This is a genomic window from Spiroplasma mirum ATCC 29335 (genome assembly GCF_000565195.1).
Lineage (GTDB): Bacteria > Bacillota_I > Bacilli_A > Mycoplasmatales > Mycoplasmataceae > Spiroplasma > Spiroplasma mirum.
This window is the reverse complement of the sequence record NZ_CP006720.1, coordinates 1,089,941-1,114,656: the sequence shown is the minus strand read 5'-3', so window position 1 is coordinate 1,114,656 and position 24,716 is coordinate 1,089,941. Positions and strand designations below refer to the sequence as shown.

23 protein-coding genes are annotated in these 24,716 nt (G+C 29.4%); 18 read left to right on the top strand and 5 right to left on the bottom strand.

The genetic code is table 4. From position 1 onward, the window contains the following. Positions 1 to 34: 34 nt before the first annotated feature. Positions 35 to 532, bottom strand: coding sequence for a methylated-DNA--[protein]-cysteine S-methyltransferase (locus tag P344_RS06220; protein ID WP_025317913.1), 498 nt, complete (start codon positions 530 to 532; stop codon positions 35 to 37). Then, complete coding sequence (locus tag P344_RS05695; RefSeq protein WP_025317912.1) at positions 516 to 902, bottom strand: Ada metal-binding domain-containing protein; 387 nt, start codon at positions 900 to 902, stop codon at positions 516 to 518. Before P344_RS05695 ends, P344_RS06220 begins: the two co-directional genes overlap by 17 nt. A 199-nt stretch (positions 903 to 1,101) precedes the next feature. Between P344_RS05695 and P344_RS07010 the strand changes: the two genes are divergently transcribed. Continuing rightward, the gene (locus P344_RS07010) at positions 1,102 to 1,287 is read left to right on the top strand and encodes a DNA glycosylase family protein (protein WP_025317911.1); all 186 of its coding nucleotides are present in this window, start codon (positions 1,102 to 1,104) and stop codon (positions 1,285 to 1,287) included. 55 nt (positions 1,288 to 1,342) lie between these two features. On the opposite strand, the gene mreB is transcribed toward P344_RS07010, so the two are convergent. After that, positions 1,343 to 2,389: a rod shape-determining protein gene (mreB, locus tag P344_RS05685; RefSeq protein WP_025317910.1), complete on the bottom strand. Its 1,047-nt coding sequence runs from the start codon at positions 2,387 to 2,389 to the stop codon at positions 1,343 to 1,345. A gap of 131 nt (positions 2,390 to 2,520) precedes the next feature. Here mreB and rnmV point away from each other — a divergent pair, with 131 nt between their 5' ends. The 6 genes from rnmV to P344_RS05660 all read left to right on the top strand — a co-directional run bounded on the left by rnmV (position 2,521) and on the right by P344_RS05660 (position 8,478). After that, positions 2,521 to 3,066 (top strand): ribonuclease M5, encoded by a 546-nt coding sequence (gene rnmV / locus P344_RS05680; protein ID WP_025317909.1) that lies wholly within the window; start codon positions 2,521 to 2,523, stop codon positions 3,064 to 3,066. Further along, positions 3,050 to 3,895 carry a 16S rRNA (adenine(1518)-N(6)/adenine(1519)-N(6))-dimethyltransferase RsmA gene (rsmA, locus tag P344_RS05675; protein ID WP_038677641.1) on the top strand — a complete coding sequence of 282 codons (846 nt, stop codon included), beginning with the start codon at positions 3,050 to 3,052 and terminating at the stop codon, positions 3,893 to 3,895. The genes rnmV and rsmA overlap by 17 nt, the downstream gene beginning before the upstream one ends. A gap of 3 nt (positions 3,896 to 3,898) precedes the next feature. Further along, entirely contained in the window at positions 3,899 to 4,648 is a 750-nt protein-coding gene (locus P344_RS05670; RefSeq protein ID WP_025317907.1) for a GHMP family kinase ATP-binding protein, read from the top strand. Positions 4,649 to 4,703: 55 nt separating this feature from the next. Next, positions 4,704 to 7,313: a DNA polymerase I gene (gene polA, locus P344_RS05665; protein WP_025317906.1), complete on the top strand. Its 2,610-nt coding sequence runs from the start codon at positions 4,704 to 4,706 to the stop codon at positions 7,311 to 7,313. A gap of 307 nt (positions 7,314 to 7,620) precedes the next feature. After that, positions 7,621 to 7,791 (top strand): hypothetical protein, encoded by a 171-nt coding sequence (locus P344_RS06915; RefSeq protein ID WP_156028600.1) that lies wholly within the window; start codon positions 7,621 to 7,623, stop codon positions 7,789 to 7,791. A gap of 201 nt (positions 7,792 to 7,992) precedes the next feature. Then, the gene (locus P344_RS05660; RefSeq protein ID WP_148552344.1) at positions 7,993 to 8,478 is read left to right on the top strand and encodes a hypothetical protein; all 486 of its coding nucleotides are present in this window, start codon (positions 7,993 to 7,995) and stop codon (positions 8,476 to 8,478) included. Between the two features lie 27 nt (positions 8,479 to 8,505). On the opposite strand, the gene P344_RS06910 is transcribed toward P344_RS05660, so the two are convergent. Both P344_RS06910 and P344_RS05655 read right to left on the bottom strand, forming a co-directional pair. Beyond that, positions 8,506 to 8,676, bottom strand: a complete 171-nt coding sequence (locus tag P344_RS06910; protein WP_156028598.1) for a hypothetical protein — start codon at positions 8,674 to 8,676, stop codon at positions 8,506 to 8,508. A 440-nt stretch (positions 8,677 to 9,116) separates the two neighbouring features. After that, positions 9,117 to 9,359: a hypothetical protein gene (locus P344_RS05655; protein WP_025317904.1), complete on the bottom strand. Its 243-nt coding sequence runs from the start codon at positions 9,357 to 9,359 to the stop codon at positions 9,117 to 9,119. A gap of 148 nt (positions 9,360 to 9,507) precedes the next feature. Here P344_RS05655 and mutM point away from each other — a divergent pair, with 148 nt between their 5' ends. The 11 genes from mutM (at position 9,508) to P344_RS05600 (ending at position 24,686) form a co-directional block, all read left to right on the top strand. Next, positions 9,508 to 10,338 (top strand): DNA-formamidopyrimidine glycosylase, encoded by an 831-nt coding sequence (gene mutM, locus P344_RS05650; RefSeq protein WP_025317903.1) that lies wholly within the window; start codon positions 9,508 to 9,510, stop codon positions 10,336 to 10,338. 185 nt (positions 10,339 to 10,523) lie between these two features. Continuing rightward, positions 10,524 to 10,937 carry a hypothetical protein gene (locus tag P344_RS05645; RefSeq protein WP_025317902.1) on the top strand — a complete coding sequence of 138 codons (414 nt, stop codon included), beginning with the start codon at positions 10,524 to 10,526 and terminating at the stop codon, positions 10,935 to 10,937. A 121-nt stretch (positions 10,938 to 11,058) separates the two neighbouring features. Then, entirely contained in the window at positions 11,059 to 11,331 is a 273-nt protein-coding gene (locus P344_RS05640; protein WP_025317901.1) for a hypothetical protein, read from the top strand. A 53-nt stretch (positions 11,332 to 11,384) separates the two neighbouring features. Continuing rightward, positions 11,385 to 15,203 carry an FtsX-like permease family protein gene (locus P344_RS05635; protein ID WP_025317900.1) on the top strand — a complete coding sequence of 1,273 codons (3,819 nt, stop codon included), beginning with the start codon at positions 11,385 to 11,387 and terminating at the stop codon, positions 15,201 to 15,203. Positions 15,204 to 15,841: 638 nt separating this feature from the next. Further along, positions 15,842 to 16,732 (top strand): class II fructose-1,6-bisphosphate aldolase, encoded by an 891-nt coding sequence (gene fba, locus P344_RS05630; protein ID WP_025317899.1) that lies wholly within the window; start codon positions 15,842 to 15,844, stop codon positions 16,730 to 16,732. Positions 16,733 to 16,888: 156 nt separating this feature from the next. Further along, positions 16,889 to 18,556 carry an acetolactate synthase AlsS gene (alsS, locus tag P344_RS05625; protein WP_038677639.1) on the top strand — a complete coding sequence of 556 codons (1,668 nt, stop codon included), beginning with the start codon at positions 16,889 to 16,891 and terminating at the stop codon, positions 18,554 to 18,556. Continuing rightward, positions 18,556 to 19,281, top strand: coding sequence for an acetolactate decarboxylase (gene budA / locus P344_RS05620; protein ID WP_025317897.1), 726 nt, complete (start codon positions 18,556 to 18,558; stop codon positions 19,279 to 19,281). Before alsS ends, budA begins: the two co-directional genes overlap by 1 nt. Before the next feature lie 97 nt (positions 19,282 to 19,378). Further along, on the top strand, positions 19,379 to 20,497 hold the full coding sequence (locus P344_RS05615; protein WP_025317896.1) for a DUF2130 domain-containing protein: 1,119 nt from the start codon (positions 19,379 to 19,381) through the stop codon (positions 20,495 to 20,497). 22 nt (positions 20,498 to 20,519) lie between these two features. Beyond that, positions 20,520 to 23,177, top strand: a complete 2,658-nt coding sequence (locus P344_RS05610; RefSeq protein ID WP_025317895.1) for a cation-translocating P-type ATPase — start codon at positions 20,520 to 20,522, stop codon at positions 23,175 to 23,177. A 157-nt stretch (positions 23,178 to 23,334) separates the two neighbouring features. Further along, a complete protein-coding gene (locus P344_RS05605) occupies positions 23,335 to 24,201 on the top strand; it encodes a MurR/RpiR family transcriptional regulator (RefSeq protein WP_025317894.1) in 867 nt (288 codons plus the stop codon). 161 nt (positions 24,202 to 24,362) lie between these two features. Next, complete coding sequence (locus P344_RS05600) at positions 24,363 to 24,686, top strand: hypothetical protein (protein ID WP_025317893.1); 324 nt, start codon at positions 24,363 to 24,365, stop codon at positions 24,684 to 24,686. Positions 24,687 to 24,716: the final 30 nt, after the last annotated feature.

Genomic DNA, 24,716 nt, shown 5'->3' with positions numbered 1-24,716 from the left:
ATTTGGTAATTTTTAAAAATTAAAAAAATAAGTTTTAGTTATTATTTTCAAAACTTAGAAGTTGTTTTTTAATTTCTCCGCCGTAACGAAATTTATAAAGGTTATTATTTTTGCCAATAACCCGGTGGCAAGGAATTAACAATAAAATTGGGTTTTTTCCAACTGCACTAGCAACCGCACGGGTTGCTGTTGGTTGATTAATTTTTTGGGCAAGATCACTATAAGTAATTGTTTCACCACTTTTAATTTTAATTAATTCATTTCAAACTTTTTTTTGAAATTCACTACAAGTTAAATAAAAATCATTTAAAGTTAGCTGTAAGGGTTTTTTAGCAAAAAAATCATCTAATAATTGAGTAACTTCACTTGGTAGCTGGCTAGGTTGGCGTTCTAAAATAAATTTATGATTATCAAACCATGTAGTAATTTCGTCATTTTGTAAGCCAAGATAACAAATTTTATCATTGATAATCCCAATTGTTAGGGTTAAGCTATTTTTTTCCGTATTTCAATACTTAATTATTGATTTCATTTTTGAGATACTCGTTAAATTTAATTCTGTGTTGGGCAAGATTTCTTGATAAATAACTACTATTATAGCCTAATGCTTTTGCACATTGTTCAAGAGTTATTTTTGTGTGACAATTTTTAAGATAGTTTTTAAACTTATCAATTATATTAGCGGTAGCGGGTCGTGGATTTAATGGTTCACAGCGTTTACAAGGTCGAAAATTATTTAGATTCTTATCATTTTTTATAAAAATTAAAATATTATTAAGATTTGGTGCCTTTGATTTACAACTAAAACGACAAAAGATTTTTATGGTTTTAACTGCATAATAGTAATCATCATTTTCTTGAAAATTAATAATTGCTTGGTACTGGTTCATTGTTGGTTTCATTCTAATCGCCATCCTTTAGTTTTATTTTACACAATAATAAATTCAAAAGAAGTTTTCTTGAATTAGAAATAAAGTTTTTTAGTTTAATTTGAGTTATAGTTAAAGAAGAGTTGATTTGAATGAAAACAAGAATTATAACTAACTACCATTATGATTGAGATAGCAACGAAAAAACTTTCTTTGTTTATCAAGATGATATTTGTTTTCATTATGATCAACAACAATTCGATCATTAAAACAAAATGATGTCATTTTGTTTAAAGATGTGGGATTAAATGATTGTTTAAAAACCTTGCTAAATTTAGAAAAAATTGAAGATAGTTTTTTACTAGCCTTACAAGATCGCTATCAACAGTGGTGTCGCTATGCTGTTTTCTATTTATAAAGAGTGCTATATTAACTTAAAATAAAAAAAGGATTACTCATCCTTTCACTCTAATTTAAATTTTATATTCTTTTGCTTCTAATAATTCGATTCTTTCAATAACTGCGTCTAAATTTTTTTCATAAGTTTTTGCCCCATCGATCACACACATTAAGGGATCTTGAGCGGCTCTAACTTTTAATTGGAAAATTGATTCAAAGTATTTAACAATTCCCCGAATTAATGTGCCACCTCCACAAATCGTGATTCCATTACGAATAACATCTCCGGCTAATTCTGGTGGTGTTTCTTCTAAAACTTCCACTAATAAATCAGTAATTCTTGAGAATGGTGCTAATAAAACATTTTTAATTTCTTCTGGCTTGATCATAACTTCTCTTGGTAAACCAGTAATAATATCACGGCCAAAAGCACGAATTGGTTTTTCATTAACAATTTTAACCAATGCTCCAATATCTTTTTTGATTTGTTCAGCAGTTCTAATTCCAATTAAAACATTGTATTCCGCCCGAATATATTTTTGGATTTCTTGATCAAAGTGTTTTCCTGCCACTTTTACTGATTTTGATTTAACAATATCCCCAGCTGATAAGATGGCAATATCTGTTGTTCCTCCCCCAATATCTATTACTAAATTACCTTGGGCAAGTCCAATATTAATACCAGCTCCTAATGCGGCTAGTTTAACTTCTTCTTCAACTAAAACATAACTAGCTCCCATATCTTTAGCAATTACTTTTAAAGCACTGCGTTCTAATTCAGTAACACCACTAGGACAAGCTAGGATTACTAATGAATTTTTTCAGATACCAGTCATTTTTAATTTACCAAAAATATGTTTTAATAAGTCTTGTGCAGCATCCATGTCCGAAATAACTCCGTCCACTAACGGAGTTACCATTTTAATATGATCATGAGTTTTCCCGATCATTTTATAAGCTTCTTCCCCTAATGCTACTAATGAATTACTTAAGGTATCATATGCCATTATTGATGGTTCATTATAGACGATTCCTTGGCCAGCGACATATGCGACAGTATTTGCAGTTCCTAAATCTAACGCTAAAAATGAATATTCTTTTCCAAATTTATAATTAGCCATCTTTTCTTTGCCTCCTACTCTTATATGTAAATAAAATATTTATTTTAATATAATAGTCTAATGTAATTATACTATAAAAATGGTATAAATAAAAAGAAAATATATTACAACTAGTTTTAGTGAGGGAAAATATGTGAGATAATAATATAATTGTTGTTGAAGGTAAAACAGATACCAATAAAATTCAGAGTATTTATCCAAATTTAACTTGTATTGTGACAAATGGCAGCGCAATTGATAAACACATCTTGCAACGTATCAAACAGTTAAGTTTAACTCATCAAATTATAATCTTTACTGATCCTGATTACCCTGGACAAAAAATTCGGCAAATAGTAAGTGACTATCTAGGCAATAAGTGTTCTCATGCTTTTATTGATAAAAATCTAGCAATTAGAAATAATAAGGTGGGAATTGCGCAAGCAGATCAAGAAACAATTAAAAAGGCGCTGGCAAATGTTGTTCATTTTAATTCTAACCATGAACCAAGTATTTCTTGGCACGATTATATTATATTAGTAGGTAGCAAAGCAAAACGGGATTACCTTAGTCAAAATTTAAACGTTGCAAAAGTTAATAATAAAACTTTGTATAAATGATTAAATTTAATGGGTATTAATAAAACAGAAGTACAAAAGATTTTAAAGGAGCAAATTTATAATGGCACAGCAAAATAAAGAAATGATGACACATAATATTTATGCCAAAAAAAGATTTGGCCAAAAATTTTTAACTAATAAACATATTATTAATTTAATTATTGATAGTACTCTAGACCACAATAACCAGGGAATTGTTGAAATTGGTCCTGGGATGGGTGCTTTAACAGCCGAAATTATTCACAAAGCAGCAAAAACTGTCGCTATTGAAATTGATAATAATTTAGTTGATTTTCTAATTAATAAATACCAAACCGCTAAAAATTTTAAGGTAATCCACCAGGATATTTTAAAAACAAATTTAGATCAGTTGGTTGATGAAGAATTTCCTAATCTTAAAGAAGTTAATATTATTTCTAACATTCCATACTATATTACTTCCCCAATTATTTTTAAGTTATTAAAAATAACAAATCCAAAAGTAAAATCTTTTGTATTAATGATGCAAAAAGAAGTGGGGGAACGAATTTTAGCACAACCAAATACAAAGAGTTATAATAATTTATCCATTGTTTGTCAATTTTATTGTGACATTCAGAAGGTTACTTTGGTTGGTAAAAATAATTTTGTTCCGGTACCAAAAGTTGATAGTATTGTTTTAAAATTTACTTTTAATAAAAAATACCATGATATAAAAAATGAAGCATCATTTCTAGAATTTATTCGCTTAATGTTTAGCACGAAACGAAAAACGATTTTAAATAACTTAGGTAATTATTTAAAAAATAAAAACCAAGCGGAACTTATTTTAACTAGTTTAAATTATAACCATAATTTACGTTCTGAAAATTTAACTTTAAATGACTTCTATCTGTTATATAATAAAATTATTGAAAAGGAGTCTTAATAGATGGAAATCAAATCATATGGTAAAGTTAATTTAACTTTAAAAGTTTATAAAAATAATCGAAAACGAAACTTGCATAAAATTAATTCGATTATGTTTCCCTATCAAGAACTATTTGATACTATTACTGTTAAAAAAAATAGTACACAGCAATTTAAGTTTGAATGTAATCTTTCTGAATTAAATAATAATGAAAATACAGTTGTTAAAGCTTACCAAGTTTTTTTGCTAGAGTTTTCTGAATTTAAAGAAATTGGGGTTGATATTTTTTTAGATAAAAAAACACCAGTTGGTTCCGGGCTAGGCTATTCAAGTAGTAACCAGGTAGCGACCATTAAACTGTTATGCCGGATTTTTAAAATTGATTTTAATAGTAAAAAAATTTTAAATTTAATTAAAAGTTTATCATGTGATGCCTTATTTTTTTATTATCAAAAACCAGCCCGCATTTTTGGTTATGGTAATCAGATTCGGTTATTATCTAAACACCAAATTACAAAATATCAACTTCCAAATTCTAAGGTTATTATTAGTAACATTCCTTCAATTACGAAAGATGTTTATGCTGAATTTGATTTGGATTATTCACATTATAAAAAGAGAAATCGGTTTTTTCCCGAAAAATATTTCAACATGTTAGAAAAACCAGCTTTAAAGATTAACCAAAAATTAAAAGAATTCCACCACAATTTAACAAAACAATATAGTCATGTTTTATTAGCAGGTAGCGGTGGGTTATTTTTAGTTTGATAAACCCAACTATTTTGAAAGATATCCGTTATAATTAATCTTAAAGGAGAGTGGCGAAGTGAATAAAGTTTTATTAATTGATGGGAACTCCTTAGTGTTCCGGGCTTTTTATGCAACGGCATATGGGGGAGAAATGTTGAAAAGTATGGATGGCATACCTACCAATGCTGTTTATGCTTTTGCCAATATGTTAAATAAAATCTTAAAAGAAAATAATTATTATTCGGTAGTTGTTGCCTTTGATAAAAATAAAAAGAATTTTCGCCATGATTTATTAGCGAATTATAAGGAGGGGCGAAGTAAACCCCCCCAGGAATTAATTACTCAGTTTCCAATTGTTAAAGAGTATCTAGATAATTATAATATTCCTTATTTAGAACAAGATGGTTATGAAGCGGATGATTTAATTGGGTGTTTATCAAAATTAGCAGAAACTGAAAATTATTATGTTGACATTTTATCAAGTGATAAAGACCTTTTCCAATTAATTTCACCCAAAACTAATGTGTTAGTAACTAAGCAGGGAATTTCTAATATTGAAATTATTGATGAAAAAGCTTTGCACGAAAGATGAGGAATTACACCGAGCCAAGTTCCCGATTTAAAAGGACTGATGGGTGATCCTTCTGATAATTTAAAAGGGGTTCCTGGTGTTGGTGAAAAAACAGCGATTAAATTAGTTAAAGAATATGGAAGTTTAGAAAATTTATATCAAAATATTGATGAAATCAAGGGGAGCTTACATAATAATTTAGTTATGGCAAAAAATGATGCTTTATTATGTAAACAAGTAGCAACCATTGTTTGTGATGTTGCTTTAACTAATTTTAGTTTTGCACCCATTAATCATGGCAATGATAAACTAATTGATTTTTATTTAAAATATAATATGAATTCGTTTGTGGGCAAATTATTTAATGGTAAAGAAAAAAAAATTAGCGATCATCTTAAAGTTAGCATTATCGAAGAATGAAAAAAAGAGTACCAAGCTGACCAAAATGTCGTTTACTTAGAACTTTTTGATGAAAATTACCATTTATCAGAAATCATTGCGTTTGCAATTATTAATAGTCAGGGTATTTTTTACTATGATTTTAATATTGCTAAATTTGACCAAACGTTTTTAGAATTTTTAGCCGATTCCCAATACGAAAAATGAACATATAATGTAAAAAGTTTAATTGTCAGTTTACACCGTTCAAATATTAATATTAATAATATTACTTATGATATGATGCTCGCTGGTTATGTTTATAATTCTAATATTAAGAATTCCTTTGATTCTTATATTAAGTTATTTTCTAATAAACAAATTTTAAGTGATGAGTTATTTTATGGGAAAGGGATTAAAAAAGAAATTCCTAATGATTTAACTCGATTAAGTCATTTTATTTGTAAAAAAGCTAATTATATTTATACCCTGCATGATCAAATTATTAATTTATTAAAAACAAACGAACAATATGAGTTATATTATGATATTGAATTGCCAACTGCTTTCGCTTTAGCTCAAATGGAAATTAACGGGGTTAAAGTTGATCGTGAAGAATTACAAAGACAAACCTTACGAATTGAACAAATTGTTAATAATTTAAACCAAGAAATTAATACAATGAGTAATCGCGAAATTAATCCGAACTCTCCAAAACAGGTTTCTGAATTATTATTTAAAGATTTGGCTTTACCAGATTATAAAAAAGGTTCCACCGCCCAAGAAGTTTTAGAAGGAATTAAATTAGCCCATCCAATTGTTGCAAAAATATTAGATTATCGAAAATATCAAAAACTGTATTCGACATATTTAAAAGGGATGGAAAAATACATTTTTAAAGATGGCAAAGTCCATACTATTTATAAACAAACATTAACAAACACGGGACGGTTATCCTCTGTAGAACCCAATATGCAAAATATTAGTATTCGTGATGAAGTTCAACGAGAAGTCCGCAAAATTTTTACTGTTTCTAACAATAATAATATTTTATTATCTTGTGATTATTCCCAAATTGAATTACGAATCCTAGCTCATATGTCGAAAGATGCTGATTTAATTGTAGCCTTTAACCGGGGAGAAGATATTCATACGAACACGGCAATGAAAATTTTTAATTTACCTAAAGAACAAATTACTCCAAATATTCGTCGGAGTGCCAAGGCCGTTAATTTTGGGATTATCTATGGAATTAGTGATTTTGGGTTAGCTAATGATTTAAATATCTCGGTGGCAAAGGCAAAAGAAATTATTGCTAATTATTATAGTCAGTTTCCAACCATTAAAAAATTTATTGATACGCAAGTTGAATTTTGTAAAAAAAATGGCTATGTAAAGACGATTTTTAACCGGAAACGTTATGTTCCAGAAATTAATGATCATAATTATATGCAACGAGAATTTGGGAAACGTGTTGCCATGAACATGCCAATCCAAGGAAGCGCAGCGGATATTATTAAAATTGCTTTAAAAAATATTGACCAAAAATTTAAAGAATTACATTTGCAATCAAAAATAATTGCCCAAATTCACGATGAACTAATTTTTGAAGTTGTCAAAGATGAATTATCCCAAGTGCAAACTATTGTTAAAGAACTGATGGAAAATTCAACTAAACTAGATGTTAAATTAACAGTTGATATGAAAACTGGTTATAGTTGATATAAATTAAAATAACAAGATTTATTATTATGACAGATAAATAATGAAAAATCTTGTTATTTTATTGTAAAGATAAAAAAGGAGATTTATGCAAACAAAAAAGAGTATCGTTAGTCCGATTCCATTTGCAATTGTTGGTGTCGCACTAGGTTTAACTACATTAGGAACTTGTTAAACATTATTTGCTAACCAGGAGGGTGGTGAGGGTTTTAGTTTTGAAGCAAACTGAGTACCCAAATTAACAATGACCCTTGCATGTTTATTTGTATTACTAGGAATTATTAAAATGCTGGGTGATCCAAAGTAAATATGAAATCATTTGTTGAAAGATGCCATTGCTTCTTCTCATTTTGCAGTTTTTCCAAGGGTAATTATTTCAATTGGGGCGTTTATTTTACGATACCAAGATAAATCAGCAATGGGTACTTACTTACATTCAGGGGGAGTATATTACTTTGGGATAATTGTGTGATACCTGGGGTTAATTATTTAAATTTCATATTTTCTATTTTGATTTATTTTAAAATGTTGAACATTTAAATGAGCTGATATTGATGCCTCATGGCATGTGCCCCTGTGGGGTTTGCCGCTGCCAATGTGATTCCCGCCCAACAATTAGGTGACCATTACACATTATTTTTACAAGTATTGTGGTACATTTTTTTGTAATGTATATTATTGCTACCCCAATCATTTGGTATCTTTATTTATTAAAGGACATGATAGTGAATTACCATCAATGGGAATTTTAACATCTGTGCATTCACTAATGTTAGTATCTTATTTCTTTGATTTTAATGATACTCCTCAAGAACATCCTAGTTTTATGATTATTTTAGGATCGTTTTCACTGGTTATGACTTTAATTGTTTATATTACAATGTTTAAAACATTCCGTACCAAATGGTTTAATACGGGGTACGGGGTTATCAGGATACTAATTTCCACTAGCTGTGTCAGCTATTGGCCAAATTATTTTTGGTGAGTACTTGCAAAATTAGTAACAAATCCAACGATGCAAAACGAGTTATTAATTACCTTCAAATACTGAGTATTAATTGAATTAATTATTGCAACTTGTGTCTTTATTTATTTAATTGCAGGGTTTAGTTATTTATTAGTCACTGGTTATATGAATTATTTTAAAAACAACAAACAAGCAACAAAAGTAAAGGTTTAAAAAAAGTATTTATTCAATAGATACTTTTTATTTTAGTAATTCTTTAATTTTTTCTTGGTTTAAATGTTGATCAAAAATCTTACCATAATCCATCCGGTATTTATGGGCAATTTCTTTGATTTTACTTTTTGCTTCATCATCAGTCATGGTATCACCAATATTTGGGTATAAATCAATAATTCAATCAGATAATTGCACAAAATCTTTTTTTTAAGCTATTAAAAATAATATCTTGGAAGCAAGTGCGAATCGCTGTTGTAATATTTATATAATATTTTTCAACATCCTTAGTTTTAATTAATTCTAAACAATTTTTGTAAATAATTGGAAGATAATAATCACAAATAAAACGGATGGTGTGTTCACGAAAACTTAGGACTCATTTTGCATGCATAATATTCATCCGAAAGATCACTGGTAATTTCTCGTTCTTCATTTAGTTTTTCAAAATTAGGAATGATGAATTGGTTTGTAATTTGGGAAAAAATTGTTGTTAAAAGTAAGTTAAGATTAGTATCTAGTAAGTATTGGTATAATTCATGATATTTTTAATCACTATTTTGAACTAGTAAGCTAATAATATCTTGGTAGTCTGATTCTATAATATCAAGGTTAAAAACAAGTTTACTATTTAACTCTTAAACTGGGTAAGTTAATGGCAATTTTTCAAAATATGTTTTATAAAATGCTCGGTTAATTGCTTTTTCTAATAATAAATGTTGATGATTATCCGTTATTTTATCAACAGTTATTTTGCGGTTTAGCGTTCTTTGACGTTTATATTTTTGATTCCGAATTCTTGTCATTAAGGGTTTGTATAGGGCAATTGTAAAAAGAATTAATGCGACAATTACCAACAATGCAATTCCTCAATCAGGCATAAGTTCACTTCCTAACTATAGTTAATGTATTAATTATATCTTAATATTTTTCAAACATTATAATTTCTCTTTTTTTCTTTTTGTACAAATAGATAGTTTAATATTTTTTTACTATAATATAATTAAAGTAGAAAGTGAGTATTACATTATGCCAGAATTACCAGAAGTTGAGACAGTTAAACGAATTTTATTAAAAAATATTAAGGGGATGACAATTACTGATTGTTTAATTTTTACTAATAAAATTATTAAATACCCCACCGTTGACGAATTTAGTCAGCAAATCATTGGACAAACTATTAACAATATTGAACGGAAAGGTAAACATTTACTTTTTATTTTAGATGATTATGTTTTAATTAGTCATTTAAGAATGGAAGGGAAATATTATTTTATTGATAAAAATAGTGATGGTGATTGAAAACACATTATGGTCGCTTTTGAATTAAATAATCAATACCAATTACGCTACCATGATACCCGTAAATTTGGAACAATGCATTTGTACCCTAAAAATATTTATTTAACTATCCCACCACTAAATAAACTAGGATTGGAGCCATTTGGCCGTAATTTAACAGTTGAATATTTGCAATCTCGCTGAATGAAAAAAACACAGCCGATTAAAAAAACATTATTGGAACAAGATACGATTGTGGGGATTGGTAATATTTATGCGAATGAAATCTTGTTTGAATCGCGAATTCATCCAGGCGAAAAAACAAAAAATTTAACAACAACTGATTATCAAAATATTATTGATAATACCCGTAAAGTTTTAACAACAGCAATTAACGAAGGGGGCACAACCATTGCTACCTATCATCCTGAACCGGGTGTTGATGGGAAGTTTTTACAGCATTTAAAAGTTCATGGTCGCGCTAACCAACCGTGTTATGTTTGTCAAACTTTAATTACTAAAGATTTTATTAATGGGCGGGGAACATATTATTGCAGTAATTGCCAAAAGTTAAAATAAAATTACTAATAAAATTAAAAAAAATATTAAATTTAATCTTTTTAAGGTAATATTTATGTGAGGTTTATTAAAATAACTATTATATTTAACAAGTCAATTACTATTTAGTAGGAAACAGATATTAATGCTTTAAGGTAATGGCTAGCAAACATAGTTTATTGGACATGCAAAGAAGGTAGAAATTTATGGGCGGTAATTTTAAATTATCATTTATTTGAGGTTATTATTTTTTATCAGCATTAAGAGTTAATGTCCTTTTTTCACAGATCATTATTATTAATCGTAATTCTGATTTAAAATTAACAGAGTTTTGCCCGAAAACATTTTCAGAGTTTATTAACCAAGCTTTTTTATATAATTTCTTAGTTATTTTATTATTTTCAAATAATTGGGTAATGCTGTTTTGGGAAATGATTAATGATATTGCCGAAACAATTGAAAAATGTAATTTTAACGAGGGGTCTTTGTTCTTTAGTAAGGATAATTATAAAGAAGAAAGCCAATCATACTGTCGTAAAATTACTAATTTTAATTTTTTAAATTTTATGCAATTTAAACTAATTAATGCCCAAGAAAATGATTTGGTGTTAATAATTTAATAATTATTATTTTAAAATAAGTTACTATTATTTTATTTTTAATATAATTATAGTGTAAAAAATATCTTTTTTAAGTATGTTTTTAAAATATTATAATTGTTAAACTAGGGGGAATATTAAAATGAAGATTAATAAAAAAAGCCATCAGCCAAATTTTATGCGGGGTGTTAATTTATTATTTAAAAATGTTTTTAAAGATGTTTTTAAAAATTGAATCCAAGTTATTATTTTAATTTTTTTAATTATTATTAGCGCAGTGGGGTTTACTGTTTTACAAACAACGAAAACCCGCATGAAAGGTGAATATAATATTGCGATAAAAGAAGGACGATTACATGCGCCATTTTTGAAGCTGACTTTGCTAGCAAAACTTCGGATCCTGATAATCCATTAGGCCCCGATGTTTTTAATGATTATGGTGTCAAGGGAAATTATAACCAAAGGGTAATGTATGAAATTCAAGAAACTTTTAACAGTTTATACCCAAGTGTTTATAATACTTTTGACTATATTCGCCGAGAAACACGTTTATTTGATAAAAAAATTGCTAATGAAAACTATTTATTTAAAACAATTGCGTATGGAAACAAAAGTAACTTGACTCCCAATGGGAAAATTCCTTTTACTCCGACAGTTGATAATTTAATTATCACCGCAAGGGGAACCTATGTGAATGGTCAACAATATGATGGCCATCTTTATGGGGGAATGAATATTGATAGTACTGGTGCGGCAACAAGAGCAGCAGAAGACGATGTGGTGGTGGACCCTATTTTTGCGAGACAAAATAATATTGCCTTAGGAGATTATATATGTCCCCAGTTAGATGATGGGAAGCTAACTTGTGATCCTACTAAAATTGATCCTAAAACAACTGTTCCGTTGAGAATTGTCGCTTTTGGTTATACTCCTGATTTTACTTATCCAATGGTTGACCCAACTACTGTTTTACCAGACACGAAAAAAGATGCCTTAATTTATGTTAATCCGCAAATGTTTGGGCTAGTATGAAGTGATGCTGACCCGGCCAATGATTATCCAATGGAATATTGAAAACAATATCCCACAAATGATATGATGGCGTTATCGTCAATTGCAGATAAAGAAACATATTATTCAATTAAAATAAATGATCTGCGCCTTACTCCGGAAGTTTTAAATAAGCAAATGGACTATTATATGACACTTGCTGCAGGAAATAAAGGAAAATATATTTATAGGATTTATGATCAAAATTATCGTTTTAGTCCCCGGACTTCAATGATGAATGATATGACAGCCTTATATACAACAGCATTAACAATTGGGTTAGTTATTATTTTAATTATTGCCTTCTTTATTATTGTGTTACTAATTAGAAAACAAATTGCCTTTGCACGTCAACGAATTGCAACATTAAAATCATTAGGTTATGATAAACTAACGGTAATTGGGGCTTATAGTGCTTATCCGTTAACAATTGGTATTATTGGGGGTTTAATTGGGTGGTTTATTGGAACAGCTATTCAAAATTTACCGGTAAATGCTTTTCAAAAATTCTTTACGATGCCATTTGGTGACTTCAATTGAAACGGGGAGGTTTTTGCAATTTCTGTTATTTTAATTACTGCGGTACTTGTTTTGATTACCTTCTTTACCGGATGATTTACAATTAGTGGTGATGTTTTAAAATTATATGCTGAACAAAAACAAACCAGATTAGTATCAACAATCCAACGAACATTAACAAAAATTAATCCGCGTCGTAATTTCCACGTACGGTTCCAAATTGCGATTTTTACGAAATCGCTGGGAAAAATGATGATAACTTTTATTGCCTTAATTATTGGGAGTGCTTTAATTACTGCTGCTATTTTTGCTCCCAAATCATTAACAACCATGATTGATAAAACTTATAAAAATAAGGATTATCAAGGAGTTTCTCATTATGAATTACCAATTTGAAACTCACCATTATCAACCTACCGAACATATGATTTATCAGTGGGAAACCATGATGACAATCCATTTTTAGGGCAAGATGCCATTAATGGAAAAATTGCTCCTTACAACTTATTACCTGTTCATATTGATCCTTATATTGTTAAGAACGATTTACAATTAGCTAAAAATAATGTGCTAATGTCAGTTATTGGGTCTGGACAATTACAGAATTCGAATTGATTGCTTTATAATAAAGACTACATTCAATCAATGATCACTACTGAAAATGCTGGATTATATAGTGATCCAAGTGTTGCACCATTTGCTTATATCACTTGTTCAATTGCTCTTCCCGATTATTCAAGTGTGATTGCGGGAACAATGTCAACTTATGAATTTGCTTTAAAATATGCTCAACCCGATCCCAACGAACCAGGGAAAATTATTTGATATCAAGTAGTTGATAATAATGGAGTTCCTCAAGAAATTACCGACCATGATGGTAACAAAGTAGTTCCTCCTCCTTATGTCAATTTAAAACCAATGTCAGCAGGAGTATGCAGTTATGAAGGAGTTTTAACAAGATCACCATGATTTGTGCGTGAAAGATTATCAAGCCCGGATTTAAACCTTCAATATGGAATTGGGTTTGGAACTATTCCTTATAATCCTAATACTGACCAATCAGCTATTTATTTCAACCCCATTATTAAAAAGATTAATAATCATAATAATGTGGATGGAAATAAAGATAGTATTGATGGTTATGGAATTAACTCTCATAATTATTATGTTGATAACAATGGTAATCCCCATTATTTAAATTTAACTAATTTATATGATGAACATGGTCATAACTTAATTAATAATTTAGAAAATTACGAAGTTGATTTAAGTAATCCTAGTGCTGTATTACCCGTGGTAATTAATCAAGCGCTAGCCAAAAAACTAAATATTAAAAATGGTGATGTTTTAACAATTTCACCAAATAATGATACTTTACAGTATTACAATGGGACACGGGTTAGAAATTATGAACCATTTAATGTTAATGGAACCAACACCTCTGATTTAGATTACACAAGTATTCAAAAAGGGTTTGGGGGTACTTCAATGACCCAAAAATTACGTAATGCCTTTTGGCCAAATCAAAGTACTGTTAAAGTTGGCAGTGATACTTTTGATTTAGCAATTCAACCATATATGGATAGTGTGCAATCATCTAGTGGTAGTGATTTAACATATAAAGGTGACCACCGTTTATATTATTCAAATAATGCGCAAAACCAAACAACAATGGGCCATTTAATTTATGAAAATAAAGTGTTTACTAGTGCAGTTACCAAAGAACAACAAGTGCAAGTGGTTGGCATTGATGAAGACTATGGAAATGGCAAAATGTATACTTTAAATGAACAAACCCATTTTAAAAATTTAGAAAATATTAAAGATGGAAATGGTGATTTAGTCGGTCCCAAATTATATGCCGAAAGAATTTTAAACTTTGATAAGTTACGTGATTATTTAGTTCCTATTTTTAATCTAAGTAATCTAAACGCGCCAACATTAAATTATACAACAGGGTTATATAATAGCTATCTTTATGACAATGCATATGACCCAATTACCCAAACAATTGATTTTAAAATTGTTAATAGTTGATCTACTTCAGAAAAACTTGAATTTTATAATCATCTTCGCTTATTTGATTCTTTATATCCGGTTTGAAATGCCAAATTTACAACTTCCACAGCCCTTGATGATGTGCAAAGTAGTATTGGACTTCATCAAAATATGGGAGACTATACAAGATTAACACTTGGGGGTGGACAAGAATTTGGACCCGGTGCGGATTTAAAAACAATGTATCCGCAATATGGTTATGCGGGATTAACTTTTGATGCTTTATTATCACAACAATTACATGTTATTGAAAGTTTTGTTGATTTAATTACAATTGCATTATATTTCTTCTTAGCAATTGCCATTGCAATATGTTTTATCATTATTGTCTTTACTGCTAATATGATTATTACAGAAAATAAACTATTAATTTCAACAATGAAAGTGTTAGGTTATCGAAATTGTGAAATTACCAAAGCAATTTTAGGAATTTACTTCCCAGTTATTGTCGTTGGCTTAGGACTAGGAATCTTAGCTGGTTGATTCATTTATGTGGCAGTTATCGGAGCTTTAGTTGGTTGATTTGTATTACCGATTATTAAAACATGGTGACTATTTGTAATTATTATTATGATTGTATTAATAACCTATACTATTTCATTACTTGGTGGTTATATTTCATTAAAACGTACTCGTGTCTTAGATGTTTTACAAGAATAGAATTAAAAAACCCAACTTGAGATCAAGTTGGGTTTTTATTTATCTTTAATTATTGCTAAAAATAAAAATAACCTCAAGCGCTAACTTGAGGTCTAGAAAAAACTATTTACAAACGGAAACTCATTATTTAACCAGGTAAAGGAGGTCCTTCCAAATCCTGGAACAAATTTCTATCCACTATATGTTACCATATAGCATTTTTATAAATAGCATAGTAAATTCTAAAATAAATAGATTTCATAAATATGAAAAAAATTAATTTAATAAATTTTAAACCTTATATTTATTCAATTTTTTAGATAATAAATATTTAAAATCTTAAAAAAACAAAACAAATTTAAAAAACAAAAAACACAGTAATACTGTGTTTAGAAAAAATTATGAAAAACTATTTTGAACGGAAACATATTGTTTGGTTAAGAATTTATCTTAACCTGTCTTTATGATAACATATTTTGTAAAAGTGTGTAATTTTTCCCAAAAAAAGCAATAATTTTTTAATTTTATTTGGAAATTTTTGAAAAATATGTGATATTTTTTAAAAATTTATTAATTCCTATTCTTTTTCCGATATTTATTAGGCAAAAGGTTTATAATATTAATGTTAAAGTTAAATATATAGAAGGAGAAAAAACAATATGGCAAGAAAATATCATACAAGATTAGTAAATGCTAAAGGAATGGTTGACAAAGCTCATCAAAATAAATATGCTGTTGGTCATTTTAACATTAATAATCTAGAATGAACAAAAGCATTATTAGAAGTGGCCCAAGCAACTAACACTCCAATTATTTTAGGAGTATCAGAAGGTGCTAACAAATATATGGGAGGATTTAAATTTGTTGAAGCAATGGTAACTAATTTATTAGATTCTTTAAACATAACTGTTCCTGTTGCGTTACACTTAGATCATGGACAATCAGTAGAAAGCTGTAAAGCAGCGATTGACGCGGGATTTTCATCAGTAATGTATGATGGAAGTCATCACCCATTTGAAGAAAACTATAAAAATACCCAAGAAGTTATTGCCTACGCAAACGCTCATGAAGTTTCAGTGGAAGCTGAAATTGGAACAATTGGGGGTGAAGAAGACGGGGTTATTGGAGCCGGCGAAATTGGTGATCCTGCCGAAGCTAAAAAAATGGTTGATTTAGGAGTTAGTTTTTTAGCCGCTGGAATTGGAAACATTCATGGACCATACCCAAAAGGATGAAAAGGATTGAATTTTGAAGCATTAGAAAAAATTCAAGCGGCATCCCAAATTGGAATGGTATTACATGGGGGTAGTGGAATTCCCCAAGACCAAGTGATAAAAGCAATTTCATTAGGAATTAGTAAAGTAAATGTTAATACTGAATTACAAATTGCTTTTGCGGCGGCCACAAGAAAATATATTGAAGAAGGCAAAGATAAACCAGAAAATGGTAAAGGATTTGACCCTCGTAAATTATTACATCCAGGTTATGAAGCAATTAAAGAAACTTTTAGTGAATTAACTGGTTGATTTGGTTGCAAAGGTAAAGCTTAGGGATTAAATTTTAGCGGAGGCATTTTACCAAAATTATTTTAGTAAAAATGTTTTCTTTTCGCTAATTATTTTTATTTTAAAATTATGAACTACAAAGTTTAAAGTAAAAATAATTAAGACTATAATTAAAATTAAATTAGAGGAAGGAGGAATAGTATGGAAAATAAAAAAATTACCGGTGCCGATATTGTTGTTGATACCTTGATTAATCAAAATGTTGAATATATTTTTGGTATCCCCGGTGCCAAAATTGATAAAGTTTTTGATGTGTTATTAGACCGGGGACCAAAATTAATCTTAACTCGTCATGAACAAAATGCTGCTTTTATTGCTGGCGGAATTGGAAGAATTACTGGAAATCCAGGAGTTGTCTTGGTAACCAGTGGACCAGGTGCTTCTAATTTAGCAACTGGTTTAGTTACTGCGAATGCGGAAGGGGACCCGATTGTTGCGATTGCGGGGAATGTTTCCCGAGCTGATAGTTTAAAAAGAACCCACCAATCGATGGATAATGCGGCATTATTTGTTCCAATTACTAAATATAGTAAAGAAGTAGTCCACCCTGATAATATTTCAGAAGCCTTGGTTAATGCCTTTCGGGAAGCAACTTCACCACGAAAAGGAGCAACATTTGTTTCTTTACCCCAAGATATTGTTAATGCTACTGATTTAAAAGAAACAGCAATCCTGCCTTTTAATAATTATGATTTAGGACCAGCTGAGGAATCAAAAATTGATCAGTTAATAGTAGAAATTAAAAAAGCAAAATTACCAGTTTTATTATTAGGAATGCGTTCTTCAAGTCGAGAAGTGACAACAGTAATTCGTAAGTTATTGACAAAAACAAAAATTCCAGTTGTGGAAACTTTCCAAGCAGCCGGAGTGATTTCACGAGAATTAGAAACTTGTTTTTATGGTCGTGTTGGTTTATTTAAAAACCAACCAGGAGATATTTTATTAGACCAATCAGATTTAGTAATTGCGGTTGGTTATGATCCGATTGAATATGATCCGATTGTGTGAAACCATAATAAAAAATCAAAAATTATTCATATTGATGAAGTAATTGCGGATATTGATAATTATTACCAACCAGAATTAGAGTTAATTGGTGATTTACCAGCTACTCTAAATAAATTTATTGATAAATTTGAAGGATTAACATTAAATCCAGCGGAAGATAAAATATTAAATGATTTACACATTAGATTAATGGCTAGTCAAAATGTTAAAATCACGAGTGATGGTAACTTAACCCATCCTTTGCACATTATTAATACTCTACGCGCTTTAATTGATGATAAAGTTACAGTAGCAGTTGACGTTGGTTCAATTTATATTTGAATGGCTCGCCACTTCCGTTCATATGAACCACGAAGATTATTATTTAGTAATGGGATGCAAACATTAGGAGTAGCCTTACCATGGGGAATTGCTGCTTGTTTAGTTCGCCCAGAAGAAAAAGTAGTATCAATGTCAGGAGATGGTGGATTTTTATTTTCGGCAATGGAATTAGAAACTGCTGTGCGATTAAATTTACCACTAGTCCACTTAATTTGAAATGATGGTTATTTTGATATGGTGGCTTTCCAACAAAACATGAAATACAATCGTATTTCTGCTGTCGAACTTGGACCAGTTGATTTTGTTAAATATGCTGAAAGTTTTGGGGCGATCGGTCTACGTGTTAACCACCCAAATGAACTGCAAAGTGTGTTAGAACAAGCGTTAGCTGCTAACAAACCAGTTATTGTTGATATTCCGGTTGATTATAAAGATAATATTTTATTAGCTAAAACATTGCTTGATAAGGAAATTTACTAATGAAAAAAAATTATTCTCAATTGTATCAATATTCAACAATTGCTAGTTTAATTGCGGGGAACTATGATGGTTCAATTACTTTTAAAGAATTATTAAAACATGGAAATTTTGGGCTGGGGACTTTTGACCATTTAGATGGGGAGTTAATTGTTTTAGATAGTAAAGCCTACCAATTAAAAGCCGATGGTAGTGTCCACAATGTTAAACCTGCTTGAACTTCCCCTTTTGCTTCGTTAAGTTTTTTCAAAGCGGATAAAACATTTACCTTAGAAAAAAAAATTACTCTGGAAGAGTTAGAAGCAATTATTATTGAATATTTTCCTAGTAAAAACATCTTTTATGCTTTAAAAGTTACTGGTTATTTTGAAAAAATTTCAACAAGAACAGTGGCTTATCAAGAAAAACCATACCCAACTTTGATTAATGCAACCAAAGATCAGGGAATTGCTAAATTTGAAAACTTACGTGGTTCATTAGTTGGTTTTTGAACTCCCGAATTTGCTAACACAATTGGAGTACACAACTATCATTTTCATTTTTTAGATGATAGTAAAACAAAAGGTGGCCATGTTTTTAACTTTCAATTAGTAAATCCCACTGTTGAGATTTCTTATTTAACAACAACACTTTTAGTACTACCAACCAATGAAAAATATTTAACCGCGAATTTAGAAAATGAAAATTTACAAGCAGAAATTCATGTTTCTGAACGGCACCGAGGATAAAAAAACAATGTTTTAGAACATTGTTTTTTTATTTATTATTAAGATATAATTTATATAATAGATGTGCTGTGGGAGTTAGGAAAGGAGAATTAAAATTGTGGATTATAAAATAACTTGTCCTTATTGCGAAAAAACAATTGATTTACAAAAATTGGATTTAGCAAAAGATGAACATATTAAAGCTTTTATTAATCAAGAAGTAAAAAAAAAGTTAGAAACTAGCCAATTAATATTAAAAGCTGAATACAATGATTTATTAATTATTAAAGCTAAAGAACAAGAGGAAAATTTACGCTTAAAAATTACAAATGAATTTAATGAAAAAGAAAAAGAATTGCAAAAACAGTTAAGTGTTTTAAGTGAACTTAATATTCATTTTCAAGAAACGCAAAAAACTCACCAGACAGATTTAGCAAATGAGAGAAAAAATTATACTGAACTAATGCAAACATTTAATAACTTAAAAGATGCTTTGACAGATTCCATTCAAAAAAATTTTGACTACAGTTATGAACAAGCTACCAAAGAATATCACAATAAAATTGATCAGCTGAATGAGCAAATCCGGATTTTAACAAATGTTAAAAATAAAGGAAACCAATCAGAAAAAGATTTTGCAGATTTTTTAACTAATCAATTTAAGCAATATGGTGATGTTATTGAGCGTGTTAATCCTGGTAAAAACGGGGCGGATATTATTCACCAAGTAAAAATTAATAATCATAAATTTGAAGAAATTTATTATGAAATTAAGGATGTTGATACTTTCCATTCCAACTATATTACCAAATTTATTCAGGATATCAACAATCATAATTTACAATTTGGGGCTATCATTGCCCGCAATATCCCAGCAGACTGAAGAAATAATGGTGAATATATCAAAGAAATTGACAACCATCCTGGATTATTTGTCTGTACTTTTGAAGCAGCTAGGGTATTATTTATTCTCTTACGAAAACTAGTTTTAGAAACTGAAAAAATAAAAATTAACAATCAACAAGAATATGATTTAAAAAATGAAATTTATCAAAAAATTAATTCTCCTGAATTTCGTGCACTTTTTAAAAAGATTAATGAATTACTAACGGATGCTAATAAAAAATTAACAACTTTAAATAATACTTTTATTAAAACTTATGGTGAATTGTTAAGTATTAATAGTGATATTGAAAGTAATATTTTAAACTTAGTTGCTAGTTTAAAAGTAAATTAAAAGGAGAGGGACGATATAAAAAATGTGATTTAACAAAACAGAAGAAGAATTAGAACAAGAGTTAGAAACAAGTATTGAACAGGGACTAACAACTGAACAAGCCCAAGCAAAATTAAAGAAAAATGGTAAAAATGAATTAGTGAAGACTAAAAATCGCCATTGAAGTTTAATTTTTTTACTAGCGTTAATTGAACCATTATCATTGATCTTAATTATTTCCGGAGTTATTTCAATTGTTGTCGAGCGCATTATTAATCAGCACATTGATTTTATTGATTTTATCGTAATTATGACAATTGTTATTATTAATGCTTTAATTCAAACAATTCAACAAATGAAGGCTCGCAAATCTTTAGAAGCACTTAAGCAATTAACAATTCCCATGGCGGTTGTGAAACGGAATGGGGAAATTGTTGAAATCCCAGCTGTTGAATTAGTAGTTGGAGATGTTGTTATCTTAGAAGCGGGGAAATATATTCCAGCGGATATTCGCTTGGTTGAAGCAAGTAATTTACAAATTGATGAATCAGCTTTAACCGGAGAGTCAGTTCCCGTTGAAAAAAATAGTAAAATTATTAATAAAGATAAATTAGTGTTAGCTGAGCGACATAACATTGCTTTTATGTCAACTTTTATTACCAATGGTCGGGCAATTGGAGTTTTGGTGGCTAATGCTGTTGATAGTGAAATTGGAAAGATTGCTAAAAGTGTTTCGGAAACAAAACAAAATAAAACACCACTTCAACTACGGTTAGCAAAATTAACAAAATGAGTTTCAGTGGTTGCTGTTATTTTAGCCATTGCAGTCTTCGGTTTCTTCTTTTTCACTGATAAAAATGATTGACCAGTTAATATGATGACTTCGGTTACCATCGCAGTTGCAGTTATTCCTGAGTCGTTGATGGTAATTGTTTCTGTTATTTTGTCATTGTCAACGAAAAGGATGTCAAATGTTAATGTTATTGTTAAAAAATTAGATGCGGTAGAAACCTTAGGATCTGTTAACATTATTTGTTCAGATAAAACTGGAACGTTAACCCAAAATAAAATGACGGTGAAAGAAGTTATTTTTAATAATAATATCTTAAAAACAAATGCTTATAAATGTCATAAAGAAAGCCCTCACCACCAGCATTTTATTAACTGTTTAACATTATGTAACGATGCTATTAATGAGAAAAAGGAAAAAATTGGTGATCCAACTGAAATTGCCTTAGTTGATTTTACGCGAGCAATTATCATTCGCGAAACCGAATGGAGAAAAAAATACAAAAGAGTGGATGAAATTCCCTTTGATTCTGATCGAAAACTAATGACCACTGTTAACAAGGTTAATAATAAAAAAATTGTTTATACCAAAGGGGCAATTGACCAACTATTAGAACAGTGTACGAAAATATATTTAGATGAAAAAATCATTCCGTTAACAACAGAACTTAAAAAAATAGTTTATGCGAAAGCAATGAAATTATCCCATGAAGCGTTACGGGTATTAGCATTTGCGTTCAAAGAACAAGATGACTCTCCGCTGGAAAGTGATTTGATTTTCTTAGGAGCGGTCGGTATGATTGACCCTCCACGTCCCGAAGCAATTGTCGCAATTGAAAAAGCTCACCATGCTGGGATTAGAGTGTTAATGATTACTGGCGATCATAAAGTTACAGCCTTTGCTATTGCGCAACAATTAAAAATTGTTGATTCCGAAGAAAATGTGATGAGTGGTCATCAAATTGATAGTATTGATAATGATCAGTTAAAAGAAAAATTAAAAACTGTGAATGTATTTGCCCGGGTTAATCCTGAACATAAAACCCGAATTGTCGAGTGTTTACAAGAATTAAATTATGTGGTTTCAATGACTGGTGATGGTGTTAATGATGCGCCAAGTTTAAATAAAGCTGATATTGGAGTCACCATGGGAATTACCGGTACCGATGTTTCAAAAGAAGCGGCCAATATTATTTTACAAGATGATAACTTTTCAACTATTATTAAAGGGGTTGAAGAAGGGCGCAATGTTTATCAAAAAATTAAACGGGCAATTATTTTTGTTATTTCTGCTAATATTGCCGAGGTGCTGGCGTTCTTATTAATTTCAATTATCACAACTATCAAACCTTTTGAATCAGTAAATATTCTATGGTTTAACTTAATTATTGAAACTTTATTAGCGATTCCAATTGGTCTTGATCATAATGATGGCAGTTTAATGCTCGATAAACCGCGAAATAAAAAAGAATCATTCTTCTCCCATGAGTTGTTAACATTATTCTTTATTAGTTTCATTACAGCAGCTAGTGTTATTGCAACCTTCTTTATTGGTCGCGAAGTGTTTGATAGTAATGCCGATGCCAAAATAGTGGCGGTGTTAGTAATGACTTGTGCTCCTGCGATTTATGTGTATGCAATTCGCTTACCAAATTACAAAATAAAATATCATCAAAAACATAAATTAAATTATTACTTACTAGGTTCAATATTTTTAACCTTAATTTTAAACTTTATGATTGTTTATATTCCTGGTTTAAACCAAATTTTCTTAAATGATCCGACCGGTGTGATTTATTCCACGCCACCAACCTTGTCATGACAGATGAGTTTAGTTTCCTTAGCGATGATGTGTGTTCCTTTAGCAGGAATTGTCTTATATGGGCAAATTCGTTATTTAATTAAAAGATAACTAATAATTAATCAAGTTTCCAATAATGGAAACTTGATTTTTAATTTGTTTTTAAGTCTATTAATACGCGGGCAGATTGCTTTTTTTTTTTTTTAATTACAATAAAATAAGTAGTTAGCCCTTACACAAAGCTAGCTAGCAAAAAGGAAGAATCAAGATGGTAAACAATAACAATAAGATGAAGCAATTCAATATTTTAGAATTTGATCGAACTAAATTAACAAATGTTGAAATCGCAATTTTTAATTTTATTAATGAAAATCCTAATTACTTTACAACGCATACAATTAATGAAATTGCTATCAAAGCAAATGTCTCTGTATCTGGGATTACCCGTTTTGTTAAAAAAGTTGGTTATCATTCGTTAAAACTATTGCAACAATATATTTATGAACGTAATAATTTTATTAAATATAATTATTCTTTATCCTTAAATAATGAATTAGCTGGTGATATTAATAATAACCGGATTTATTATATTTATGCGATTAACCAGACAGTTGATTCTCTTGACCATGAGCGAATTAATAAAGTTGTTGATGATATTATTAAAAGTCGGAAAGTTTTATTATTTGGGGTTGGTTCCTCTTGAATTCCTTGTTTTGAATTAGCCTCAAACTTAAATAAAATTGGCATTCCAGCAATTTTAAGTCAGGATATTCATGTCCATATTGCGAATATGTCAGCTTTAACCAGAGAGGATCTTATTATTTTAATTTCAACATCCGGAACAACAAATGAAATTCGGGAAATTATCCGGGTAAGTTTAGCTAATCATTTACGGGTTATTTTAATTACTGCTAACGAGCATAGTGAATTTAAAAATATTATTGATAATATTATTCAATTCAAAACTTATGATGGTGATTATAAATTTAACACGATGTCGGCAAAAGTTTCTGAATTATTAATTGTTGATATTATTTATTCACAATTATTAAAAAAATACCCTGGTGCCGAACGTGCAGTCGCAAGGGCTGGTGAGATGGTTAAACGTTGACGGAAACTAGATAAGAAATCTTAAAAATAATTTTTTAAAATTCATTTTTAAAGAGACCTAAAAAAATATGGAATTATTTTTTGTATACGATTATTTTGAAATTTAATTTTACCGAAGTAGTTGTACCATATAGGTAGATTTCTTTAATGAAATATATTTTTTACAATGAGGGGTAAGTAACAAAAGTGCAACGATTTATCAATATTTTGTTTTTATTAGCTGAAAATAACAGTAATAACAATGCATCCAATAATCTTGATCATCACACCCAAATGGTAATTTGGGGATGAGTTATTGGGGTTTCTTTTGTCATTGCTGTTATTTTGATATTACTTCACTTTTTTTGGTGAAAAAATCGCATCCGCTTTCAACGTGATCAAACCATGAAAATAGCAAGAGAATGAGAAATCCTTGATGAAATTAAGGGTAATATTTTTTTAATCTTAGCATCATTATTTGCCATTGCCTTTGTTGTAGGAATAGTTACTATTATTAAGTTAGCCACTTAATTTAGTCCTTTTTTGATTAAAGAAATTATT